Source organism: Sorangiineae bacterium MSr11367, from assembly GCA_037157805.1.
In the GTDB taxonomy this organism is placed as follows: Bacteria; Myxococcota_A; Polyangia; order Polyangiales; family Polyangiaceae; genus Pendulispora; species Pendulispora rubella.
The window spans coordinates 7,380,343-7,396,379 of the sequence record CP089983.1; the positions used below are offsets into that span (position 1 = coordinate 7,380,343).

Here is a 16,037-nt window from a genome sequence, read left to right on the forward strand (position 1 = left end):
GGTCAACGGGAATTGCGGAGTGGTCACACAATTCCCGTGCGTCGGCAATGGCCCCGAGAAGTTGCTCGATTTCTTCGTCTGCGCGCGCGTTGTCAGCGAGTCACAGGTTCGGCCGTCGCCATGCGGCGGGTGCTCGGCGGATGACGCAGCACCTGCACGGCATGGAGAACGCCGTCCCACAGGCGGCGGCGTGCGACGAGCGCGTTTCGCGCGGCGGATTCCGCGCGGCGCCAGCGACTCGCGTCCGTGCCGCACAGATCGCACAGCAGGCGACGCGCCATCGGGCCGTGTTCCTGCTCGTCCAATTCGATGTGGCGTGCCAAATAGAGGCGCAGCGACTGGGCTTCGTGTGTCTCCAGCACGGAGGGGACGAGGCGTCGGAACATCGCGGGGACGAGGTCCTCGCGGCCGAGCAAGAAGGACGCGGCCACTTCCTCTACCTCGCCGGTCAACGCGAGGGTCAATGTCCCTTCGACGAAGGAACGAACCGTGGACGAAATGGCGACGCGGTCCAGCGCCTGCACGGGCGGCGTACCCTTCACGATCTCTTGGATGTAGCTTTCGACGGCGGCCGTGCGCGCCCCCACTTCGCGCATGGCCTCGACGTACAGCTCGAAGTGACTCATCGTGCGCCCGCCATCGAGCGTGTCACTCTCCTCGCCGAGCACGATCTCGTTGACGAGCCTCGCAGCGACGCGCGACCGCGGGGGTGCCCACGCAACCTCGACGCACGTGAGGCGCCGCTGCAGCGACTTGAGAAGCGCCATGAAGTCCCACACCGCGAAGACGTGCGCCTCCATGAAGCGCTGCAGGGCGGTGCGATCGCGCACGGCTTCGTAAATCGGATGCGATAGCAATGCGCGCCGCTCCTCCGACAAGGCTGCAATCAGGGTATCGTACGCGTCATCCGGCTCGGCCACGCCGGAGCGTATAGATGGGCGCCCGGCGCGGGGCAAGCGCATTCCCCCGAGGCGAGCGCCACCGCACGGTGATTATCGCGCCGCAGGCTCGGTCGTCACCATGAGTTCCCCCGGAAGCTCGCTGGCGCACGCGTCGAGCGCGGCCTGCACGGGGCCGCCATCCTCGCCGGCCCGATGATGAATGAACAAACGCGGCCCGTGACCGGCGTCGCCGGGGATGCGTGGCATGGCCTCGACGCTGTCGATCGGCTGCCCGGGCATCGCCTGCATGAAGCCACCATCGTCGATGCGTCGGGCCACGATCATGCGACGGCCGCCATCGCCCTTTGCCTCCGGAGGATCGGGCCAATCGGTGGCGCCGTGGGCACGCATGCACTGTGCATGCTTCACCATTTTCGCGTGGATCTGATCCCAGGCTGCGGCATCCCCCGCCGTAGCATCCACCGTGGTGAGGGTCTGTGTGGTCGAGGCGTTCGATTCCCCCGATGGGTCATTGGAGCCACCGGAGCCATTCGAACAACCGGCGAGGCCTGCCAAAGTGGCAAATGCGGCAAACGAAACGATACGAAGTTGCATGGGTTGGTCTCCTTTGCCTGGGACCGTACTTCGTCGAACCTTACGGGAAGCTGAGCGCCCCTGAGACTGTTCTCAGCCTGGATCTCGGGCTCTCAGCGAGCTTTCAGGTCGACACTGGCAAGATGGACGTTCCACCATGCGAATCCTCATCGTCGAAGACGAAACGCGGCTGGCCGATGCGCTGGCCACCGGCCTTCGCGCCGAGGGCTTCTCCGTCGAGGTCGCGCGCGATGGTGCCGACGGCCTCGAACGCGCGCGCGATGGCTCGTACGCCGCCATCGTGCTGGACCTTCTCTTGCCCGAGAAAAACGGATACGAAATTTGTGAAGCGCTCCGCGCGGAGCAGATCTGGACGCCCATCCTCATGCTCACCGCCAAAGACGGAGAGTACGACGAGGCCGAGGCCCTCGACACCGGCGCGGACGATTTTCTCTCGAAGCCGTTCTCCTACGTCGTCCTGGTGGCACGCTTGCGGGCGCTCATCCGCCGCGGCTCCGTGGCCCGCCCGGCCAAGCTCTCCGTCGGAGACCTGACGCTCGATCCGGCCACGCGCGAGGTTCGCCGCGGCAACGATCCCATCACGCTCACCCCGCGCGAGTTCGCGCTGGTGGAGGCGCTCATGCGGCGCGGCGGCCACGTCATCACGAAGCAGCAACTGCTGGCCGACGTGTGGGGCGAGGAGTTCGGTGGCGATCCCAACCTCGTCGAGGTGTACGTGCGCTACGTGCGGCGCAAGGTCGATGAGCCGTTCGGCCGGCGCACGCTGCAAACGGTGCGCGGGGTCGGCTACCGCATGGTGGCCGACCCGTGAAGGCGATGCCGGCGGCCAGCGTGCGCGTGCGGGTGACGTTTGCGGTCACCGCCCTGTTCGGGCTCGCGCTGGTGCTCGGGGCATGGCTCCTGGTGCGCGCCGTCGAGCAAACCGTGTTGCGCACCGTCGAACAACGGCAGACCGTGCACCTCGAAGCGTTGCGCGCGCAGGTGGAGCACGGCGTGCCGCTCGATGCCCTGCAGCTTCCGCCCGGCCCGCCGATCACGCAGTTCGAGGTTCGCACGCCGGCAACCGACTCGGCGCCCGCGCGCGTGCTGGGCGTCGGTCCTCGGTACTTCATTGCGCAGCGCAGACTGCCCGAGAATGACACGTCCACCACGCAACTGGCCACGATCTCGCCGCGCGAAGGGCGCTTGATGCTCGTGGCCACGAGCCCGCTCGACGACGTTCGAAACAGCGTCGATGCCTTGAAGCACGTGCTCTGGGCGGCCATCCCCGCGCTGGTCGTGGCCATCGCACTCGGGGCGTGGTGGGTGACCGGCCGAGCCCTTTCGCCCGTGCGCGTGATGACCCGGCGGGTCGCATCCATCACGGGCAGCACGCTGCACGAGCGCCTGCACGTCTCCTCCTCCGGCGACGAGATCGCGGAGCTCGCCCGGACGATGAACTCGATGCTCGACCGGCTCGAGCGCGCGGCGCAGAGGCAACGCGAGTTCGTCTCGGATGCCTCGCACGAGCTGCGCAGCCCCGTGGCGAGCATCCGCACGCAGCTGGAAGTCGCCCTCGCCCACCCCGATCCCGCGCGCTGGCCCGCCATCGCGCACGATGTGCTCGCGGAAGACGCCCGCATGGAGAAGCTCGTCGCCGATCTGCTGCTGCTCGCACGACTCGACGAATCGAATGCGGTGGCGCGCGACGAGGTCGATCTCGACGACCTCGTGCTGGAGCAGGCCACACGCACCTGGCGGCTGCCGGTGCAGGTGCACGGCGTTCAGGCCGCGCGCCTCACGGGGGACCGGCAGCAGCTCGCGTGCGTTGCGCGCAACCTCATCGAAAATGCCGTGCGCCATGCCAAAGGCCGTGTGGAAGTGGCCACCGCCACCGACGGCGATGCCATCCGCCTCACCGTGGACGACGACGGAGAGGGCATCCCGCGCGCACACCGCACACGCGTCTTCGAGCGCTTCACGCGCCTCGAGGAGGGACGCAGCCGCGATGGCGGCGGCGCGGGCCTCGGGCTCGCCATGGTTCGCCGCATCGTCGAACTTCACGGGGGCGCGGTGCGCATCGCCAAGAGTCCCCTGGGCGGGGCGCGCGTCGCGGTGTCCCTTCCGGCGACCTGATCTCGAAATAAGCACGTCCGGCCTTCACGGTTCCGAGCCCGTTCCCAAACATGATGGGTGTCATCGAAGCGAAAGGCCAAGACCATGCGAGCTGTTCTTCTCACCGCATTTGGCAACCCCATCGACACGTTGAAATTCACCGAAGTCCCCGAGCCGCCGCCGCCCGGACCGGGCGAAGTCTTGGTCGCCATGCTCTTTGCGCCGCTCGACTTCAGCGATCTCTTGGTGGCACGCGGCATCTATCCGGTCCCCCTCACCTTGCCGAGCGTCATTGGCAACGAGGGTGTCGGGCGTGTGATGGCCGTCGGCCGGGGCGTGACCCACGTCAAAGCCGGAGATCGTGTGCTGGCGCCGCTTCACGGCCTCACGTGGGCGGAACGCGCGCTCTATCCAGCCGATCGTCTGTTTGCACTGCCGGTCGGTGGGGACGCGCGACAATTGGCCATGGCCGGGATCAACCCGCCGACTGCAGCACTTCTTCTGAGCGAATACGTCGATTTGAAGCCGGGCGATTGGGTCGTTCAGAATGCCGCCAACTCGGGCGTGGGCCGCTCGGTGATCGCATTTGCCAAGAAGCGTGGTTTGCACACCATCAACCTGGTTCGCCGTCCGGAACTGGTGCCCGAGCTCCAGGCCGCCGGTGGCGACGTCGTTCTCGTGGACGGTCCCGACGCGCCGGCGTACGTCAAAGGCGCAATTGGAGCAGCATCGCCTCGGCTCGGGCTCGATGCCATTGCCGGCCCGTCCACGCAATCGCTGATACGCCTGCTCGGCCCGGGCGGCACGGCGGTGCTGTATTCGCAACTGAGTCGCGAGCCCGCGGCACTCGATGGCCGCGATCTGATCTTCCGCCGCATCACCGTGCGCGGTTTCTGGCAGGGTGCGCCCGAGTTCGCGGCCAAGCTGCCGGCGGCCATGCGGGAGGGTGCGGAGTTGATCATCGCGGGCCAGATCCAAGTCCCCATCGCCGGAGTTTACCCGCTGTCCGCCATCAAGGAAGCGGTGGCCCACGCCGAACGCGGGGGCAAGGTGCTGCTGCAGCTGCAGGGATAATCACCGCAGATTCGCATCCAGAAACGCAAAGGTGCGCTCGAGCACCGCGCGCGTCTCGTCCGTTGCATCGAGGACTTCGAATGCGTGGTGCGCATGATCGTGGCGCACCACGGTGACGGGCGCCTTCGTGTCTGCGGCAAGCTTTGCAAAGTCGTCGATGCCGCGATTGAGCACGTCCCAGTCGTAACCCGCGCGCACCAGCAGCACGGGCGGCATTTTCGCTCCATCGCGACGAGGCCGGCGAAGCTGCCGCATGGCCGAAAGCCGGTCGATCGCCGCCGCTGGCAGCGGTGGCTCCGTTCCCGTGAGCGATGACTCCGTGACCAGCGGATAGTACGCCACCACGGCGCGCGTGAAGGGCTCGAGGTTCCCGAGTGCGCTGCCCAGGCCATACGCGCCGCCGGCCGAGGCTACCCAAAGTGCCATGCGCGCAGGGTCCACGCCGAGCTCCGGCGCATGGGCGCGCACGTAGCGCACCGCCTCCTCGAGGTTGTCGGCCACGGGCACGACCTCGCTGAAAAGCTTGTTCGGTCCGAAGCCGGTGGCGCTTGCCCCGAGGTTGGGCATCACCGCCACATAGCCTTTCGCCGCGAGGATCTCGGCCATCTCTTGGTAGCCGCGCCAGTTTTTTGCCTCGCGTACGAGCGCCGGGTGCATCTGACCATGCACGAACACGACGGCGGGCCGCGGCGCCGTGCTTTGCGCGGGGCGGTACACATCGAGCTTGAAATCCTGCCCCGCCACCGTGCGGTACGTGCGCTCGGGCAAGCGCTGGAAGGACGACGCCGGCGGCAACGGATACGCCACCGGCAGCCTCGTCATGTAGAAGCCGGGAATCTTGGCTTGCTCCGGCGGCGAAAAGACCAATTGGAGGAATTCCCTTCGATCGCGGAGGGCCACGTCGATGGTCAGCGACTCGTACACGCGCCGCACCTTCGGATCGGGCGTCTTGTCGAAAACGTCTTCACTCGCCGCCGAATCATGTGCGCCGAATTGTTCGAAAATGGGAATATGGCTCTCCTTGAGAAAGCGCTCGTCCTCATTTCCGAATTGGGGCGCCACGAACACCGCCGCCTTGACCCGTGCCAGCACGGCGGCACCATGGCGATCGCCCACGTAGGCCAGGCGATCCGCGTCGACGTTGGGCTGCGAAGCCAGCTTGTCGAGCCCCTTCGAGGCCGCGTCCCCCTCATCGAGCGTCTTCGAGACGATTCCCAACTTGGCCAAGGCCTCGGTCTCGACCTGAGAAGGCCGCTGCTGGAAAAGCACCCCTGGATGTTTCCCGCCATCCTGCGGCGCCATCGGCGTTGCCGGCGGTCCGGAAGTCGCCGAGGCCCCCGTGCAGCCAAAAGAGACCAAAGCGATCCATTGCACCACGAAGCGATAAAGCCGCATGGTGCCACATATTACACTCCGATTTTGCGCGCGAGGTTCGGAAAAAGGCGCAGCGCGTTTCGTTGCTCGATGGCCGCACGCGCCGCGGCATCGAGCCCTGGATCCGCCAAGAAGCGCGCGAGATCGTCCTGCACGACCTCCTCGACGACCTGATGGTAATCCGTCCCAAAGAGGATGTGGCTCGGATCCGCACTGGCGAGCAAGGTGGGCGTCATATGGGAGGACATCGGCCCGGCCGTATCGAAATAGAAGCGGCGCAAATACGTGCGCACCTTTTCCGGATCGATTCCCTCCCCGATGCGGTATCCGTGCGACGTGCGGTCTACGATGTATGGCAAGAAACCGCCACCGTGCGGAAGAATGATGGAAAGATCCGGATGACGATCCAACGTGCCGGATACCATCATTCCAAGCGCACCGCGCGTGGTGTCGAGCATGAAGTCGGCCAGCGAAACCTCGATGTCCGGCGATATTTTGCTATCTCCCGGCAAGGCATCGGGATGGGTCATCACCACCGCACGCCGCGCGTTCAGCGCCGCGAAGATGGGCTCGAAGGTCGGATCACCTAGATACCGATGTCCGAAATGGTTCATCAATTGAAAGCCATCGGCCCCGAGATCCGCCGCACGCGCGAGCTCCTCCAGCGCGAAATCGACATGGGCCAGCGGCAAATAGGCAAAGAAGCCCCACCGCGTGGGATGCCGCCGCGCCATACTCGCCAGCGAGTCGTTTAGAATCCGAACCCCCTCGCGCGCCATGGCAAGGCCGTGATCGGCGGCGTTGGCGTCGAAAAAGATTTCACTCGGCGCCGGCATGGAGGTCACCCCGGCCTGGATGCCCAGTCGGTCCATCACACCGAGGGCGGCGGCCTCGTCCCACGTCATCCAGGGTTCGGTGGCCTGGGGAGGCAATTTGTGATTGTCCTTCATCCATTGCTTCATCTCGGGCGGCAGCGCGTGGTGGTGCGTGTCGATGCGTTTCCCCTTGGTCGGTTCGGGCGGCGGCGGGTTGGGATCCACGTCATCGTCGTTGCAGCCCACCGTAGATCCCAGCGCCGTTCCGGCCGCCGCCATGGTTGCCCCTGCCATCATGGCGCGCAGCATGCCGCGCCGCCCAAGCCTTGATGTATCGTTCTTCATACTCCTGGGCTCCCGGAAGGGGCCCGTCCGTTCAAAAAATATTTTGATTTTCGAACTATCAGAATGTCTAACCACAAAATTTCCAGCGAACTTCGGGCTCAGGTTGCCGTCGCCGTGCAGCGGATGCAGGCCGCTTCGGACACCATGGACGAGGCGGCAGCCTCGGTTCTGCGCATCAACCGCACCGACTTTCGCGCCTGCAGCGTGCTCGCCTACTCAGGGCCCATGAGCGCGAGCGCCCTGGCCGAGGCGACAGGCCTCAGTCGGGGCGCGATGACCACGTCCCTCGATCGACTCGAGAAAGCCGGCTACGTGCGCCGCACTGCGGCGGAGGCGGACCGGCGAAGCATCATCGTCGAGTTGACCAAGAAGACGTTGCGCATCGCCGCCACCATCTGGGGCCCTCTCGCCGTGGAATCGAACGGGCGGCTCGAGCACGTTTCGAAGGAAGACCTCCAGACCATCGTTCACTTCCTCGAGGGCTCGACGCGCCTGTTGGAGTCGCACGCGGAGCGCGTTCGCGGCATGGCCAAACGCCGCGTGGCGCGCAAAGCCGTAGCTCCGTAGCAGGATTGACGCATACATGCGTTGCACGCCAAGGTGCCCACCGTCCGCGATCCGTGTCCCGCGATCCGGAACACCACGAGGAGGGTTGAATGAAGCGTGCATCAGGCATTCGCAAGCTTGGACTGTTGGCCATTGGTGTGACCTTGGCCGGTATTTCGTTGGCCCCCAATGCCAATGCTGATGGTGGTACGTATTACGCGTCCTATCCGACCTACGACGAGTGCCACGATGCAGCCGTGGCAGGACGCCGGGCAGGCGAGTGGTACCGATACTTCTGCCGTGAAGTCCCCGATCACTGGGATCTCTGGGTGAAGTAGTGGCGTGACAATCTCGATTCGAGCGCTATCCTCCCGAACCTACTGTCACCGGTGTCACCCACGGGAACGGGCGCCCCAGAAAGGGGGAGGCCTGGGGAGGAATCATGTGCACGAATCGATGGATCCGAGCGGGATTGGCTTGCAGCATCCTTTCCGTATCGTTCGTTGCGACGGTTGCCGGCACGGCCCAGGCGCAGATTGGCTCGGGGTGGAAATCGGCCACGTACACCAAGAAGATTCATCTCGACGACGAAGACGGCCTGCAAACCTTCAATTGGACCTCGTACAAGTCGGTCTGTAATCCGATATGCGCCGATTACCGCGCATCGGGCAATGCAGAGATATTCCGCATCTTGGACAATCGGTCCAACCGCTCGGAAATACGCCTCTACAACGAATACAGCAGCGGGGAGCGGCAATTTCAGGGTTATGTCACCTTCTCCTCACCGCTGAACGATGAGTCGCTGTTTCAAATCTTTGGAAGCACCAGCGGCGCGACGCTCACGATGATGCGCGGGTATTCCGACTCCGGCGGTACGTTGCGAACGGTCGGCGGGGGCGGAGTGCTCGCCACGGGCGTGTATGGCAAAGAGCAACGCGTCAATGTCATCCACAAGCAAGATGACTACGTTGAATTCTACGTGAATGGATCGCGCAAAGCGCGCTTCTCCGAGGCGGAGGAAGTCACCAATTATTGGAAGTACGGCGTCTACGGCACCCTGCGCACCGGGGCGGTGACCGTCACATGGCGCGCCGTGCAGACGTTCACGCGGTGAACCTCATGCGATACGCGTCCGTCGCGGGGTGGCTCGCGCTGCTGGCAGCGGCCGCGTGCTCCAGGCCACCGGAGCCACTGCAGGAGAAGCACGAAACGCAAGAGAAGCAGGAGAAGCCGCGTGACGCGTTTGCCGCGCCCGAGGCGCTTTCACCGTCGCCCTCGGGCGGGAACATGCTTCTTCGATGGGAGAACCATGCCAGCGCGCCGGGCGGCTACTTCGTCGAGTTTCGCACGGATGCGAACGACACGTTCACCATGATCGATGCCGTCTGGGCCGACGCGCACACCTTCGTGCACGAGGACGTCGCGCGGGACACACCTTTCTCGTACCGCGTTCGTCCCTTTTTCGGGGCCGCTTCCCCGACCGTGGACGTCGCCACGGGGGCGGCCGTCGATGCGGGTCCGCCCGAGGAAGAGGGCCCGCTCACGGAGCCTTCACGAAACGACGCTGCGGGCGTGTCGATCCGCGATGCCAACGCGATGGCGGAGGCGGCGCCGGCCGAACTTTCCGCTGTGCTCGGGTCGCCGACCACCGCCGTCCTGCGGTGGAAGGACCGCGCCCGCGACGAAGATGGCTATTTGCTCGAAATGGCGCCGGCCGATTCGTCGGCATTCCAGATTTGCGCCTTGCTGCCGCCGAATGCGACGTCCTTTCGCAAGGTGAAGTTACCGCCCAATACGAAAATGCGGTTCCGGGCGCGCGCTTATTTCCTGGGATTGCCCTCCAACGTGGCCACGGCATCGCTCCGGTGACGGGTTTCTCGTGCGCGTCACGAGAATGGCACGGTGTGTTCACGGTGTGCTAAGGCGGCTGCTGGCACCCGTATGGGCCTCCCGATGCATTTTCCCCGGCTCTTGCGTGAACCCGTCGTTCAGTTCCTCCTCGCCGGGGCCGTGCTGTTCGGCGCCGATCGGGTGCGACGGCGCGAAGAGCCTCCGAAGAAGCCCAGCGCGGAGTGCGCGCCCGAGACCACCGTTACGGGTGCAGGGGGCGGACGCATCGTGGTCACCGACGAACTGAGGCAAACGCTTTCGGAGGAGCACCAGCGCGTTCACGGACGCCCGCCCACGCCGGCCGAAATGGACACGCTCGTCGCGGGCTGGGTGAACGAAGAGGTGCTCTATCGGGAGGGTCTCGCGCGCGGCCTCGAGAAGGACGATCCGCGCATCCGCCAGCGCGTCGTGGAGAAGATGTCCTTCGTCCTGGACCAGCGCCTCGAACCGCCCGCACCGAGCGACGCGGAGCTCGCTGCGTGGTTCGACGCGCACCCGAACAAGTGGGCCACCTCGGAGCTGGTGGACTTCACGCACGTCTTCGTCCAGGGCAACGACGACGCTGTCCGGGCACGCGCGCGTGGGCTGCTCGGCCAGCTCGAAACGGGTACGGATCCCGCGGGCATGGGCGACACATTTTCCGGAGGCCGGCGCTACCGTCGGCGCAGCCTCGCGGACTTGGGCGAGAGCTTCGGGCCAGATTTTTCCGCGGGCCTCGCCGAACAAAAAGAGGGCACCTGGTCGCTTCGGCAATCGCGCTTCGGCGTTCACCTGGTTCGGGTGGATCGCCGCACGCCGGCCGAACGCCCCGCGCTGGCGCAGGTGCGCGAAGACGTGCTCCTCGACTACCGCGAGGCCAAGCGCGCCGCCGCACGCGAGGGCGCCATCGCCGAGATGCGCAAGCGGTGGACGCCATGATGAAGTGGCTGCTCCTCCTCGCCGCGTTGCTGGTGGTCTCGCCGGCCCGTGCGCACGACTTCAACCCTGGAGTGCTCACCTTGGTCGAGGTGCGCGAGGGCCGCTTCGACGTCGCGTGGACCGAACCCGTCGACAGCTTGGGCAGCGGCCACATTCGCATTGGCTACCCGCCGCAGTGCAACCGCGAGGGCGATCACCTCGCCTGCGGGCGCGAGGGTCTGCGCGGCGATCTCACCTTCGAGGGCCTGCACACGCGGCGCACGAAGATCGTCGTCAGCGTGCGCTACCTCGATGGCGAGGCCTTCGACGCCGTGGTCACCTCGGACGAGCCGCGCGTCCGCCTCGACAAAGCGCCCCACTCCGAGATCGCATCGCAATGGATCCGCCTTGGGGCGGAGCACGTCTTTACCGGGCTCGATCACGTCGCCTTCGTCGTGGGCCTCTTTCTGATCACGGGCGCCCGGCGCAGGCTCCTGGGGACCATCACCGCCTTCACCGTCGCGCACTCGTTCACCTTGGCCCTCGCCGCGATGCGCATCTTGGAGCTCCCGCGCGCGCCGGTGGAGGCGGCCATCGCGGCCAGCGTGGTGCTCGTGGCCTACGAGTCGACCCACGACGGACCGACGTTCACCCGCCGCTACCCATGGGCGGTCGCCTTTGGCTTCGGGCTCGTGCACGGACTGGGTTTCGCCGGCGCACTCGGGGAGCTGAGCTTGCCCCGAGGCGCCTTTGGCGTGGCCCTCGCCTCGTTCAACGTCGGCGTGGAGCTCGCCCAACTCGCCATCGTGGGCGCGCTGCTCGTGCTCGCATGGCTCGCACGAACGCGCCTCAGCGACGTCCGCCAGGCGATGGCCACGAGAGCGGTGTCACTCGTCCTCGGTGCCTTCGGGGCCTATTGGTTCTTCGATCGCGCTTATTTGGTACTAAACCGATAAACCGGGCTGCTGACGACGTGCGCGCAGTCCGTCACCGTGGCGTACCACTCGTAATTCTTCCCCGGTGCGAGCCCGTCCACGGTGGCGCGCACGCTGGACGCATCCGCCAAATCGACGGTAGCCGCAGCCTTGAACGCGGCATTCCCCGCGCCCGAGAGGTCCACCTTCAGCGTGAACTGGCTGTTCGCATCGGTCTCGAACTTCTTCGCCGTCGGTGAATACGTGCGCACGGTCAGTTCGCCATTCGCCGGGGAAAATTCCCAGATGCGCAGGTACCCACCGCCGCCGTTGGCCCGCGATTGGTAATCCGCCAACATCGAATGAACCGTCCGGCCACCGAACTGGTCGCTGCGTTTGCTCTCCGCGCTGATATGCCCGCACGTGAGCAGCTGCACGTTGCTGGTGGTCTTGACGGCATCGTAAATGGATTTCCCGGCTGCGCCAAAGCTCGCGTCGGCATTCAAAATATGGTGCGAGTTGACGATGCCGAACGCGTTCGGGTGCTGGGCAAAGACGTTCTTCGTCCAATTGAGCACGGCGGCTTCGCGCGCTTTCGAGCTATATTGGAGATCGACGAGCACGAAGTCCAATCCCCCGCCCGAGAAGGTCACCCAGTTTTCGTCCGTCTTGTTCGCCGAGTAGGTGCCACCGAAATAGGACCGTCCCTGAAATCGGCTGGTGCCGAAGTACTGATTGTATTTCACCGTGCCGCCCGCGGTGCCGAACGGATCTTGATCGTGATTGCCCGCGCCGACGCCGTAGGGCATTCCCTCGGGGAAACGCGCAGACTTCGTCTCCAATGTCTTCATCGCCTTGTCGGCGACCACCCACTGGGCTTCCACGTTCACCTGGTCGACCACGTCGCCATTGTGGATGACGCCGACGATGTTGTACGCCGCCGCATTGTCCATGATCCACTTGGTTTGGTCGTAGTAGTATTTCGAATATTCCGGATACCGCGAATAATATTGCGTATCGGGAAGGACCACGATGGTGAAATCTTCGCCCGCGGTCACCTCGCGCAGGTAAAACGATGCGCTGAAGGCCGCGCTGTCCGGATCGTCCACCTTGACGTCCAACGTTACGTTGCGTCCGTCCACCGACGGGTTCCCGCGCAGCGCAGGCGGGAGCCCCACATCCAAGATGGCGCCGTCACGCACGAACGCCGCTCCTTTGCTCAACGTACCGTGGCTCGTGCCGACGCTATCCGGAGCACCGCTGTCCTTTTCGTCGAAAGCCCAGCGCCCCACCAACCCGGTCCCCTGGGTTGCCCGCCGGAACATCGAGTCCGCGATCTCCGACGCGCTCCGGGCGTGATTCCAGAGGCGGACCTCGTCGACTGCGCCCTTCAGAAAGCCAGCCGGCTTTCCGCTCTCGTCGAGCATGCTGCCAACGGCGAACGACGGATGGCCCGACGTGCGCGGCGTGGTCTTCGCGACCAGCTCGGCATCGAGCCGCCCGTCGACGAAGAGGCGCCACGTCGTACCGTCGTACGAAGCTGCCAGGTGATGCCACTGTCCCAGCGAAATATCGCTCTTTCCGCGCACCGTATGGTGCACGCCTTCTTCGTTTTCGAGGTCGGCCGCAAGCTCTCCGTCCTCGGCGAAACCGAGCACGTAGTTTCCCCCGCCCCGCCCGGCAATCGGCACGAGATCGGGCCCGCCCTCCCCTGCCGCGTGCGGCATGCCGAATCCATCGCGGCGCACCCATGCCTCGAGGGTGAATTGCTCGAGCGCCAGGCTCGCCGCATTCCCCATGGTCACATATCCGCCCTCGCCGTCGAAGGCGAGCGACGTCGCATCGATCGCTACCCGGCCCGTGGGGCAAGCCACGGCCGGGACCGCGGGCGGCGTCGCCGGTACTTTGTCGGTGACGCGGTGGTCGTCGTTCGAAGGGGCCGCCCCCGGCCCCTCATCGCCATCCGCGCTGCACGCAACGAGCGACAGCGAACACGCCGAGAGAATGACCCATTGGCCAAATCGGTATTTCCCCATGGGCGGGCACGCTACCCGAGCGTGCCCAACCGTGATGTGACAATCCTCTGCCTAAAGCGATACGGAAGCTGTCATCGAACTATCGGTCGACGCACGACGCTCGGCCAAAAGCACATTGATGGCGCGGTCGATGAGTCGATGTCCAATATCGGGTGAGGTCATGACCGATTCGGGGTGAAATTGCACCGCAGCCAAAGGCAGCGTCGCGTGTTCGATGGCCATCACCACGCCATCGGAGGTTTCGGCGGTCACCACCAGCTCCGGCGGCACGAGGATGCGGCTCGCATGGATCGAATGGTAACGACCGACGACGAAGTGCTTCGGCAAATCCGCGAGCACGCGACCGCCGAGGATGCGCACGTCGGAGCATTTGCCATGCATGGGCAAATTGAGCATGGCGAGGGTGCCGCCGAAGTGCTCGACCATGCCTTGTAAGCCCAGGCAAACGCCGAAGATCGGCAGGCGCCGTTCGAGGGCCAGCGCCAAGGTCGCATTCATGTCGAAGTCGCTCGGGCGCCCCGGGCCCGGCGAAAGCACCACGAGATCGGGATCGCGGCCCGCGCGCAGCTCTTCGCGGGCAAGCTCCGGGCGCATGGTGGTGACCTCGGCGCCCGCGACGCGGAAGTAGCTGGCAAGCGTGTGCACGAAGCTGTCTTCGTGGTCGATGAGCAACACGTGGGCACCGGTGGCGCTTGCGGCGCGCACGGGTGCACTGGAGCGGGGAATGCCGTCGGCGCGGATGGCCGCGAACATCGCGGAGGCCTTGAGGCGCGTTTCGGCTTCCTCGGCGGCGGGCTCGCTGTCGTGCAGCAAGGTGGCGCCCACGCGCACCTCGGCGATGCCGTCTTTCATGCGGATCGTGCGCAAGGTCAAGCCGGTGTTCATGTTGCCGTCGAACGTGACGCGTCCGATGGCGCCTCCGTACCAACGGCGCGGGCTCTTCTCTTCCTGCTCGATGAAGCGGATGGCCCAACGCTTCGGCGCGCCGGTCACCGTCACCGCCCAGGCGTGGCTCAAAAAGCCGTCGAAGGCGTCGAACTCGGGACGGAGCATGCCCTCGACATGGTCCACGGTGTGGATCAAGCGCGAATACTGCTCGATCTGCCGCCGCCCGATGACCCGCACGCTGCCGGCCTCGCAGACGCGCGATTTGTCGTTTCGGTCGACGTCGGTGCACATGGTGAGCTCCGCTTCGTCTTTGCTCGAGTTGAGCAATTCGCGGATGCGGTCGGCGTCCTCGAGGGCGTCGACGCCACGCTGGATGGTGCCGGCGATGGGGCACGTTTCGATGCGCTTTCCTTCGACGCGGACGAACATCTCGGGCGACGCGCATACGAGGAACTCGCCGCCGCCGAGGTTCATCATGGCGCCGTAGGGCGCCGGGTTCTTGGCCCGCAGCCGGTGGAAAATCTCGCTCGGTGCCTCGGCGCAGGTGGCGGTGAGGGTCTGCGCGAGCACGGCCTCGAACAAGTCGCCGCGCGCGAAGGCCTCGCGCGCGCGCTCGACGCCGGCGGCGTATTCGCCGGGCGCGTGATCGCTCTCGGGCGGGACGGGCCCCATGGGGTCGCGGTGGTACGGCGCATCGGTCGTGCGCCGCGCAACGCCGAGGGTGGAGCGGCCCGACACGACGAAGTCGTAGCGCACGACCGAGGCCGAACGCTGCATGTGGTCCACCACGAGGACCTCGTCGGGCAGGTACAACACGAGATCGCGCTGCTCGGCCGGGCGCGTGAGGCGCAAAGGCATGGGCTCGAACTGGAAAACGAGATCGTAGCCGAAAGCCCCGTAGAGCCCGAGTAGGTGGTCCTCGTTCGATTGAAAGAGCTCGGTCAGGGTGCGCAGCACGGTGAAGATGCTGGGCTGGCGGCTGCGCATTTCCTCCGGGAAGGGCTTGCTGGGCGCGTGGACCTCGCCCTGGATGCGCTCCTGGTTCGCGTGCAGCGTCGTAAAGACATCGAGCTCGTACAGGGCCACCGCGATGGTGGGCAGCAGCACGGCGCCGCGGGCGTTCAGGGCCTCGATGGTGAAGCTGCGACCGCGCGCGGTGACGACCAGCGGCGGATCGGCAAACCCCGTATCCCATCGCGCGTAGCGGCCGGGAAACTCGAAGCTCGAGGAGAGGAGCACGCCGCGGCGCTTGTCGAGGCGGGCCGCGAGCAGCTGGATGTCATTGGGGTACGAGATGTCTTCCCGTTCACGGTGAACGGTGATCCCGCCTTTGGTTCGATAATCGTCATGGTACATGAGACCTGCTCCTCGTAAGGATGCCGGTCTCGGAGTCGGTTGGCGTGCCCTTGAAACAACGAAGGCCGCCTCGATTCCGAGACGGCCTATGTCAACGCGCTGCTGGGCCGCCCGGATTAAGCGGTCCACCACCAGCGAGAAAGGTTCGACAACGAGCTCACGTCCCTGGGATAGCAAACTTTTTCGCTTCGTCCGTAACATTTTTGCGAAACCGCTCCGCCTGGCACAAACCCGCGGGGATTTGTCTCCGATGACGCATCGCCCCTTCCCGCTTCACCGAGCCTAACCTCTCGTAGAGGAGCTCGATGCAGG

Annotated in this window: 15 protein-coding genes; 9 read left to right on the forward strand and 6 right to left on the reverse strand. The window is 65.6% G+C overall.

Annotated elements, in window-relative coordinates:
- Nucleotides 1-92: 92 nt before the first annotated feature.
- Together LVJ94_28555 and LVJ94_28560 are read right to left on the reverse strand one after the other, a co-directional pair.
- Complete coding sequence (locus LVJ94_28555) at nt 93-920, reverse strand: DUF3050 domain-containing protein (GenBank protein WXB00861.1); 828 nt, start codon at nt 918-920, stop codon at nt 93-95.
- Between the two features lie 72 nt (nt 921-992).
- A complete protein-coding gene (locus LVJ94_28560; protein WXB00862.1) occupies nt 993-1,496 on the reverse strand; it encodes a hypothetical protein in 504 nt (167 codons plus the stop codon).
- Nucleotides 1,497-1,632: 136 nt separating this feature from the next.
- Between LVJ94_28560 and LVJ94_28565 the strand changes: the two genes are divergently transcribed.
- From LVJ94_28565 to LVJ94_28575, 3 genes are all read left to right on the forward strand, one after another.
- Nucleotides 1,633-2,307, forward strand: a complete 675-nt coding sequence (locus LVJ94_28565) for a response regulator transcription factor (GenBank protein ID WXB00863.1) — start codon at nt 1,633-1,635, stop codon at nt 2,305-2,307.
- A 5-nt stretch (nt 2,308-2,312) separates the two neighbouring features.
- Entirely contained in the window at nt 2,313-3,611 is a 1,299-nt protein-coding gene (locus LVJ94_28570) for an ATP-binding protein (GenBank protein ID WXB10758.1), read from the forward strand.
- An 84-nt stretch (nt 3,612-3,695) separates the two neighbouring features.
- The gene (locus LVJ94_28575) at nt 3,696-4,664 is read left to right on the forward strand and encodes a zinc-dependent alcohol dehydrogenase family protein (protein WXB00864.1); all 969 of its coding nucleotides are present in this window, start codon (nt 3,696-3,698) and stop codon (nt 4,662-4,664) included.
- On the opposite strand, the gene LVJ94_28580 is transcribed toward LVJ94_28575, so the two are convergent.
- On the reverse strand, nt 4,665-6,059 hold the full coding sequence (locus tag LVJ94_28580) for an alpha/beta hydrolase (protein WXB00865.1): 1,395 nt from the start codon (nt 6,057-6,059) through the stop codon (nt 4,665-4,667).
- Nucleotides 6,060-6,070: 11 nt separating this feature from the next.
- Nucleotides 6,071-7,150: an amidohydrolase gene (locus tag LVJ94_28585; protein ID WXB00866.1), complete on the reverse strand. Its 1,080-nt coding sequence runs from the start codon at nt 7,148-7,150 to the stop codon at nt 6,071-6,073.
- Nucleotides 7,151-7,261: 111 nt separating this feature from the next.
- Between LVJ94_28585 and LVJ94_28590 the strand changes: the two genes are divergently transcribed.
- The 6 genes from LVJ94_28590 (at nt 7,262) to LVJ94_28615 (ending at nt 11,487) form a co-directional block, all read left to right on the forward strand.
- Nucleotides 7,262-7,765 (forward strand): MarR family transcriptional regulator, encoded by a 504-nt coding sequence (locus LVJ94_28590; GenBank protein ID WXB00867.1) that lies wholly within the window; start codon nt 7,262-7,264, stop codon nt 7,763-7,765.
- 89 nt (nt 7,766-7,854) lie between these two features.
- The gene (locus LVJ94_28595) at nt 7,855-8,082 is read left to right on the forward strand and encodes a hypothetical protein (GenBank protein WXB00868.1); all 228 of its coding nucleotides are present in this window, start codon (nt 7,855-7,857) and stop codon (nt 8,080-8,082) included.
- Nucleotides 8,083-8,186: 104 nt separating this feature from the next.
- Nucleotides 8,187-8,858 (forward strand): hypothetical protein, encoded by a 672-nt coding sequence (locus LVJ94_28600; protein WXB00869.1) that lies wholly within the window; start codon nt 8,187-8,189, stop codon nt 8,856-8,858.
- A 5-nt stretch (nt 8,859-8,863) separates the two neighbouring features.
- The gene (locus tag LVJ94_28605) at nt 8,864-9,613 is read left to right on the forward strand and encodes a fibronectin type III domain-containing protein (protein WXB00870.1); all 750 of its coding nucleotides are present in this window, start codon (nt 8,864-8,866) and stop codon (nt 9,611-9,613) included.
- An 84-nt stretch (nt 9,614-9,697) separates the two neighbouring features.
- Nucleotides 9,698-10,552 carry a peptidyl-prolyl cis-trans isomerase gene (locus LVJ94_28610; protein WXB00871.1) on the forward strand — a complete coding sequence of 285 codons (855 nt, stop codon included), beginning with the start codon at nt 9,698-9,700 and terminating at the stop codon, nt 10,550-10,552.
- A complete protein-coding gene (locus tag LVJ94_28615; GenBank protein WXB00872.1) occupies nt 10,549-11,487 on the forward strand; it encodes a HupE/UreJ family protein in 939 nt (312 codons plus the stop codon). The genes LVJ94_28610 and LVJ94_28615 overlap by 4 nt, the downstream gene beginning before the upstream one ends.
- Here the strand turns inward: LVJ94_28615 and LVJ94_28620 are convergent.
- Together LVJ94_28620 and LVJ94_28625 are read right to left on the reverse strand one after the other, a co-directional pair.
- Nucleotides 11,466-13,481, reverse strand: a complete 2,016-nt coding sequence (locus tag LVJ94_28620) for a metallophosphoesterase (GenBank protein ID WXB00873.1) — start codon at nt 13,479-13,481, stop codon at nt 11,466-11,468. The two genes, LVJ94_28615 and LVJ94_28620, sit on opposite strands and share 22 nt — an antisense overlap.
- A gap of 51 nt (nt 13,482-13,532) precedes the next feature.
- Complete coding sequence (locus LVJ94_28625; GenBank protein WXB00874.1) at nt 13,533-15,725, reverse strand: anthranilate synthase component I; 2,193 nt, start codon at nt 15,723-15,725, stop codon at nt 13,533-13,535.
- Nucleotides 15,726-16,037: the final 312 nt, after the last annotated feature.

Excerpts from the sequence above, each read along its gene's own strand:
- LVJ94_28560 (WXB00862.1), bottom strand. The coding sequence starts at position 1,496 with ATGCAACTTCGTATCGTTTCGTTTGCCGCATTTGCCACTTTGGCAGGC.
- LVJ94_28570 (WXB10758.1), top strand. The coding sequence starts at position 2,313 with ATGCCGGCGGCCAGCGTGCGCGTGCGGGTGACGTTTGCGGTCACCGCC.
- LVJ94_28605 (WXB00870.1), top strand. The coding sequence starts at position 8,864 with ATGCGATACGCGTCCGTCGCGGGGTGGCTCGCGCTGCTGGCAGCGGCC.
- LVJ94_28600 (WXB00869.1), top strand. The coding sequence starts at position 8,187 with ATGTGCACGAATCGATGGATCCGAGCGGGATTGGCTTGCAGCATCCTT.
- LVJ94_28610 (WXB00871.1), top strand. The coding sequence starts at position 9,698 with ATGCATTTTCCCCGGCTCTTGCGTGAACCCGTCGTTCAGTTCCTCCTC.
- LVJ94_28615 (WXB00872.1), top strand. The coding sequence starts at position 10,549 with ATGATGAAGTGGCTGCTCCTCCTCGCCGCGTTGCTGGTGGTCTCGCCG.
- LVJ94_28575 (WXB00864.1), top strand. The coding sequence starts at position 3,696 with ATGCGAGCTGTTCTTCTCACCGCATTTGGCAACCCCATCGACACGTTG.
- LVJ94_28620 (WXB00873.1), bottom strand. The coding sequence starts at position 13,481 with ATGGGGAAATACCGATTTGGCCAATGGGTCATTCTCTCGGCGTGTTCG.
- LVJ94_28585 (WXB00866.1), bottom strand. The coding sequence starts at position 7,150 with ATGATGGCAGGGGCAACCATGGCGGCGGCCGGAACGGCGCTGGGATCT.
- LVJ94_28590 (WXB00867.1), top strand. The coding sequence starts at position 7,262 with ATGTCTAACCACAAAATTTCCAGCGAACTTCGGGCTCAGGTTGCCGTC.
- LVJ94_28580 (WXB00865.1), bottom strand. The coding sequence starts at position 6,059 with ATGCGGCTTTATCGCTTCGTGGTGCAATGGATCGCTTTGGTCTCTTTT.
- LVJ94_28565 (WXB00863.1), top strand. The coding sequence starts at position 1,633 with ATGCGAATCCTCATCGTCGAAGACGAAACGCGGCTGGCCGATGCGCTG.
- LVJ94_28595 (WXB00868.1), top strand. The coding sequence starts at position 7,855 with ATGAAGCGTGCATCAGGCATTCGCAAGCTTGGACTGTTGGCCATTGGT.
- LVJ94_28625 (WXB00874.1), bottom strand. The coding sequence starts at position 15,725 with ATGTACCATGACGATTATCGAACCAAAGGCGGGATCACCGTTCACCGT.